We start from the raw sequence: 4,644 nt of genomic DNA, 5'->3' as shown, positions 1-4,644 counted from the left end.
TATTTCGCCYCCAAGGGCATSGGRGCCCARCRCCCGACCCACCGACCACCGAGAGAAGCCYGGCTTCCRCCTGCWTRCCGCAAGCCGAGCCYCKTAGCRGCCGGTAGCAACTGTGTTGACCAGCGCCCGGCCCACCGACTGCCGCTTCATAAAGGTCCAGAGAGCGCCCGATGTTTCCCACGCCGATGGAATAACACGCAAAAAAAATCCGGCCCACACCGGGGCCGGATCCAGGTTTTCACCGCGCGGCCAACGCCGCAGCAGGCAGGCTTACAGCGCCTGCAGTTCTTCGTTGGCGTTGCGCTTCTTCTGCGCCGGTGCGGCGGCCGGCGGCGGGGTCAGCATCACCGCCGGGGTGGTGGCGTTTTCCACCGGCACCTCCAGGTAGGGCAGCTTCAGCGTTTCGCTGGTCTGGCGGCGGATCTCGTTGGTCAGTGCCGGGCTGTCGTTGAGCTTGCGCCCGTAGGACGGCACGATCTGCTTCAGCTGCGCTTCCCAGCCGGCGGCCATCTGCTGCGGGAACGCCTTCTTGAGCAGGTCCAGCATGATCGGCGGCGACGTCGAGGCGCCCGGCGAGGCGCCCAGCAGCGCGGCCAGGGTGTGATCCTTGTCGGTCACGATCTCGGTACCGAACTGCAGCACCGGACCCTTCTCCGGGTCGCGCTTGATGATCTGCACGCGCTGGCCGGCGGTGACCAGTTTCCAGTCCTCACGCTTGGCGTTGGGGAAATACTTGACCAGTTCGGCCTGGCGATCCGCGTCGTTCAGGCGCGCCTGGCCCATCAGGTACTTCACCAGGTCCAGGTTCTCCATGCCCACATCGAGCATGCCGGCCACGTTGTTGTGGTTGACCGAGGAATACAGGTCGAACCACGAGCCGTGCTTGAGGAACTTGGTGCTGTACAGCGCGAAGGGCCCGAACAGCACCACCGGCTTGCCGTCCAGCTTGCGCGCGTCCAGGTGCGGCACCGACATCGGCGGCGAGCCGGTCTCGGCCATGCCGTAAGCCTTGACCGAATGGCGTCCGGCGATTGCCGGGTCCTGGAAGGCCAGGAACTGGCCGCCCACCGGGAAGCCGGCATAGTCCTTCGCCTCGGGGATGCCCGACAACTGCAGCAGCTTCAGCGCGGCACCGCCGGCCCCGATGAACACGAAGCGCGACTTGATCGTGGACTCCTTGCCGGACTTCAGGTCCTTGACCGTCACGTTCCAGCTCTTGTCCTCGTTCTGGCGCAGCGCGCCCACTTCATGCTCCAGGTGCAGCTGGAAGTTCGGGCTGCGCTGCAGGCCGGCGGTCAGCTGCCGGGTGATCACGCCGAAGTTGACGTCGGTGCCCAGCGGCATCCAGGTCGCGGCGACCTTCTGCTTCGGGTCGCGGCCTTCCATCAGCAGTGGCGCCCACTGCTTGATCTGCGTGGCATCCTCGGAATACTGCATGCCGTAGAACAGCGGGTTCTTGACCAGCGCCTGCTGGCGCTTGTGCAGGTAGGCGATGTTGTCATCGCCCCACACAAAGCTCATGTGCGGGGTGGGATTGATGAAATCCGATGGTTCGCCCAGGCGCCCCTGCTTGATCTGGTGCGACCAGAACTGGCGGGAGATCTCGAACTGTTCGGCGATACCGACCGCCCGCTTGGTCTCGATGCTGCCATCGGGCAGTTCGGGGGTGTAGTTGAGTTCGGCGAACGCCGAGTGGCCGGTGCCGGCGTTGTTCCAGCCGTCCGAACTCTCCAGCGCCACGCCGTCGAGGCGTTCGTAGAGCTGGATGTTCCAGTCCGGCTGCAGTTCCTGCAGGAACGTGGCCAGGGTGATGCTCATGATGCCGCCGCCGACCAGCACGACATCGACCGGCTTGCCGTTGGCCGCGGCCGGGACCGAGCGCTGGTGCAGGGGCCAATACAGGAAAAGCGCGGCTGTCAGCAGCAACAGCACGAGCAGGCCGAGGACGACCTTGGCGAATTTCTTCATGGGGATCTCAGGTGGGGGAGATGTGAACAGGATGCCCACGCCCCGGCTACGAGGCGTGAAGAAACAAAGGGTTGGCACTCCAGGATGGCGATTTTATCGCCTTTCGCCCGATTTCTGGTGCAACGCAGCATCCGGCCGGTGCAATGCGCTCAATCCGGCGAAAGGGTGAAGTACTCGGCCAGGAAGTAGATCGCCTGGTACAGCAGCGCTGCCACGGCCAGCGCCAGCTGCACGCGTCGCTGGCGGCAGACCGCACCCAGGCCGGCGACCGCCAGCATCAGCACCGTATGCAGGGGATAGGCCGGCCCGAGCATCTGCCACCGGCTGTGGCCCTTGATGGCCGTATCGCCCAGGTCGAGCAGGGTCAGCAGCGCCAGCATGCCGAAGAACCAGCCGCGACGTTGCAGCAGATAGGCCTCATAACTGCCGTACTCGCGCACGTCATCGGGAAACAGCAGCACGCACAGCATGAACCAGGCCGCGCAGTAGGCGATGACAAACAGGTACAGCCCGAACGTCCATTGGCGCACTTCGCCGAGGCGGAACTCCCACCACCAGAACGTCACCACCGAGATCAGCGCCCACAGCACCCAGCACAGGTGGATCCATGACCAACCACGCCGCCCGGGGTGCTCGATGATCGAGGCCAACCCGCGCAGCAGGGTAGTGATGCTCAGCCCCAGGATGATGCTGAGCACCACGCGGATATGCAGGTAGACCGGATCGGTGTCCATCGCCATGGCCATCGCGGGGATGCGCCGATGCTGCGCCGGYCGGGATCATCGGGCCGTGTAGGGCGTGGCGCCCCGCAGGATGTGCTTCTTGCTTCTGAACCGTGCCGGCCGATCCCGTCAGCGCTTCTTCCGCACCAGCGTGGTCGACGCATCCAGCACCGCCCGGGTCAGCAGCGCCATGGTCTGCACGTCGCCCTTCCAGTGCTGCCAGTACAGCGGCACGTCTTCCCACGCGCGCTGCTTCATCAGCACCAGTCGGCCGGCCTCCAGATGGCGCTTGACCAGCGGCAGCGGATTCATCGTCCAGCCCAGCCCGCCCAGGTTGGCCTGGACGAACGCCCGCGTCGACGGAATCCACCACGTCGGCGCCGTCAGTGGCAGATCGTCACCGGCCAGGCGTCGGGCGAAACGCGCCTGCATGTCGTCCTTGCGGTTGAACACCAGCACCGGCGCCTGCGCCAGCGACTGCGCATTGACCCCCTTGGCGAAATGCTTCTCATGGAAGGCCGGGGTGCACGTGGCGGCGTAGCGGATGCTGCCCAGCGCATGGATCTGGCAGCCCTGCACCGGCTCGTCCAGCGTGGTCACCGCGCCGAGCACCGCCCCCTGGCGCAGCAACGCCACCGTGTGGTCCTGGTCTTCCGAACGCAGGTCCAGCGTGGTGCCGGTCTGCCGCGCGAAGTTCAGCGCCGCCTCCGGGAACCAGGTCTCCAGGCTGTCGTGGTTGACCGCCACCGGAATGCTCGCGTGCGGCAGGTCTTCATCGGCGATACCCATCCGATGCAGCGCATCGTGCTCCAGCAGCGCCGTCTGCTCGGCCAGCTGCACCAGCACCTGGCCCTCCGGGGTGGCCACCGCGGGCGAGGAGCGCTTTACCAGCAGTCGCCCGACCCGATCCTCCAGCGCCTTGATCCGCTGGGACACCGCCGAAGCGGTCACATTGAGCGACTGCGCGGCCCGCTCGAAGCTGCCCTCGCGGACCACCGCGGCCAACGCGCGCAGCTGGGCATGGTCGATGCGCATCAGATTAAGTCTCGCTAAAGATGGTTAAGTAAGTTTAGCTCTACTTTTTCATGTTGCGGCGCGACAATGTGCGCCATCCGGTGCTGTACGCCTTGGCGAGGCACCGCTCCCACCTGCAAGACAAGGCGGTATCCCATGTTCTCCACCATTCTCTCCGGCGGCCCCGGTCTGGCCGCGTGGCTCAGCGGCGCCGCTACCGGCATCGGCCTGTTCGCCGTGGTCGGTGCGCAGAGCGCCTTCATCCTGCGCCAGGGCATCCTGCGCAAGCACATCGTGCCGGTGGTAGCCACCTGCGCGGCGATCGACGGCATCTTCATCTTCGCCAGCGTGGCCGGCCTGCGCACCCTGACACAAGCGCTGCCGTGGCTGACCACGGTGGTGCTGTGGGGCGGCGTCGCCTTCCTGGCCTGGTACGCCTGGCAGTCGGCGCGGCGTGCGCTGGCCGGTGGCGGCGGCATGCACGTGGACGATGGCGACAGCACCTCGCGCCGTGCCGTGCTGATTTCAGCAGTCGGCTTCTCGCTGATCAACCCGCATTTCTGGTTGGACATGATGGTCATTGGTGGCATTGCCGAGAACTTCGGCAACGCGCGCATGGCGTTCGCCGCCGGCGTGTTCACCGCCAGCTGCCTGTGGCTGACCGCCCAAGGGCTGGGCGCACGCATGCTGGCCCCGCTGTTCACCAAGCCCAAGACCTGGCGGATTCTGGACGGCACCATCGCGGTGATTCTGTCGATCCTGGCCCTGACCCTCGCGTTCCGCGGCATGCATTGAACTCTCTCCTCGATGCGTTCCTTCAATGGCACCGCTTGCGGTGCCATTTTTTATGGGTTTTCCCCTGCATCCGCGTGGTAAGCACGAAGCCCGCCGTGGACCTTTACAGGCGCGGCCGTCGGTGGGTCGGGCGCTGGGGCCCCAG

The 4,644-nt window shown here is 65.9% G+C and carries 4 protein-coding genes; 1 reads left to right on the top strand and 3 read right to left on the bottom strand.

The window, feature by feature from the left end; all coding sequences use genetic code 11:
- Positions 1–270: 270 nt before the first annotated feature.
- The 3 genes from mqo to AC1DR7_RS19990 form a co-directional block, all read right to left on the bottom strand.
- Positions 271–1,968 carry a malate dehydrogenase (quinone) gene (gene mqo / locus AC1DR7_RS20000; RefSeq protein ID WP_478053036.1) on the bottom strand — a complete coding sequence of 566 codons (1,698 nt, stop codon included), beginning with the start codon at positions 1,966–1,968 and terminating at the stop codon, positions 271–273.
- A 149-nt stretch (positions 1,969–2,117) separates the two neighbouring features.
- Positions 2,118–2,702 carry a hypothetical protein gene (locus AC1DR7_RS19995; protein WP_457320562.1) on the bottom strand — a complete coding sequence of 195 codons (585 nt, stop codon included), beginning with the start codon at positions 2,700–2,702 and terminating at the stop codon, positions 2,118–2,120.
- Between the two features lie 117 nt (positions 2,703–2,819).
- The gene (locus tag AC1DR7_RS19990) at positions 2,820–3,725 is read right to left on the bottom strand and encodes a LysR family transcriptional regulator ArgP (protein WP_256776365.1); all 906 of its coding nucleotides are present in this window, start codon (positions 3,723–3,725) and stop codon (positions 2,820–2,822) included.
- 135 nt (positions 3,726–3,860) lie between these two features.
- Between AC1DR7_RS19990 and AC1DR7_RS19985 the strand changes: the two genes are divergently transcribed.
- Positions 3,861–4,499 (top strand): LysE/ArgO family amino acid transporter, encoded by a 639-nt coding sequence (locus AC1DR7_RS19985; RefSeq protein ID WP_256776364.1) that lies wholly within the window; start codon positions 3,861–3,863, stop codon positions 4,497–4,499.
- Positions 4,500–4,644 lie beyond the last annotated feature (145 nt).

Source organism: Stenotrophomonas sp. P5_A9 (genome assembly GCF_056400525.1).
This window is presented reverse-complemented; position numbering and strand designations above follow the sequence as displayed.

Coding starts and splice junctions, on each gene's coding strand:
- mqo (WP_478053036.1), bottom strand. CDS start 1,968: ATGAAGAAATTCGCCAAGGTCGTCCTCGGCCTGCTCGTGCTGTTGCTG.
- AC1DR7_RS19995 (WP_457320562.1), bottom strand. CDS start 2,702: ATGGACACCGATCCGGTCTACCTGCATATCCGCGTGGTGCTCAGCATC.
- AC1DR7_RS19990 (WP_256776365.1), bottom strand. CDS start 3,725: ATGCGCATCGACCATGCCCAGCTGCGCGCGTTGGCCGCGGTGGTCCGC.
- AC1DR7_RS19985 (WP_256776364.1), top strand. CDS start 3,861: ATGTTCTCCACCATTCTCTCCGGCGGCCCCGGTCTGGCCGCGTGGCTC.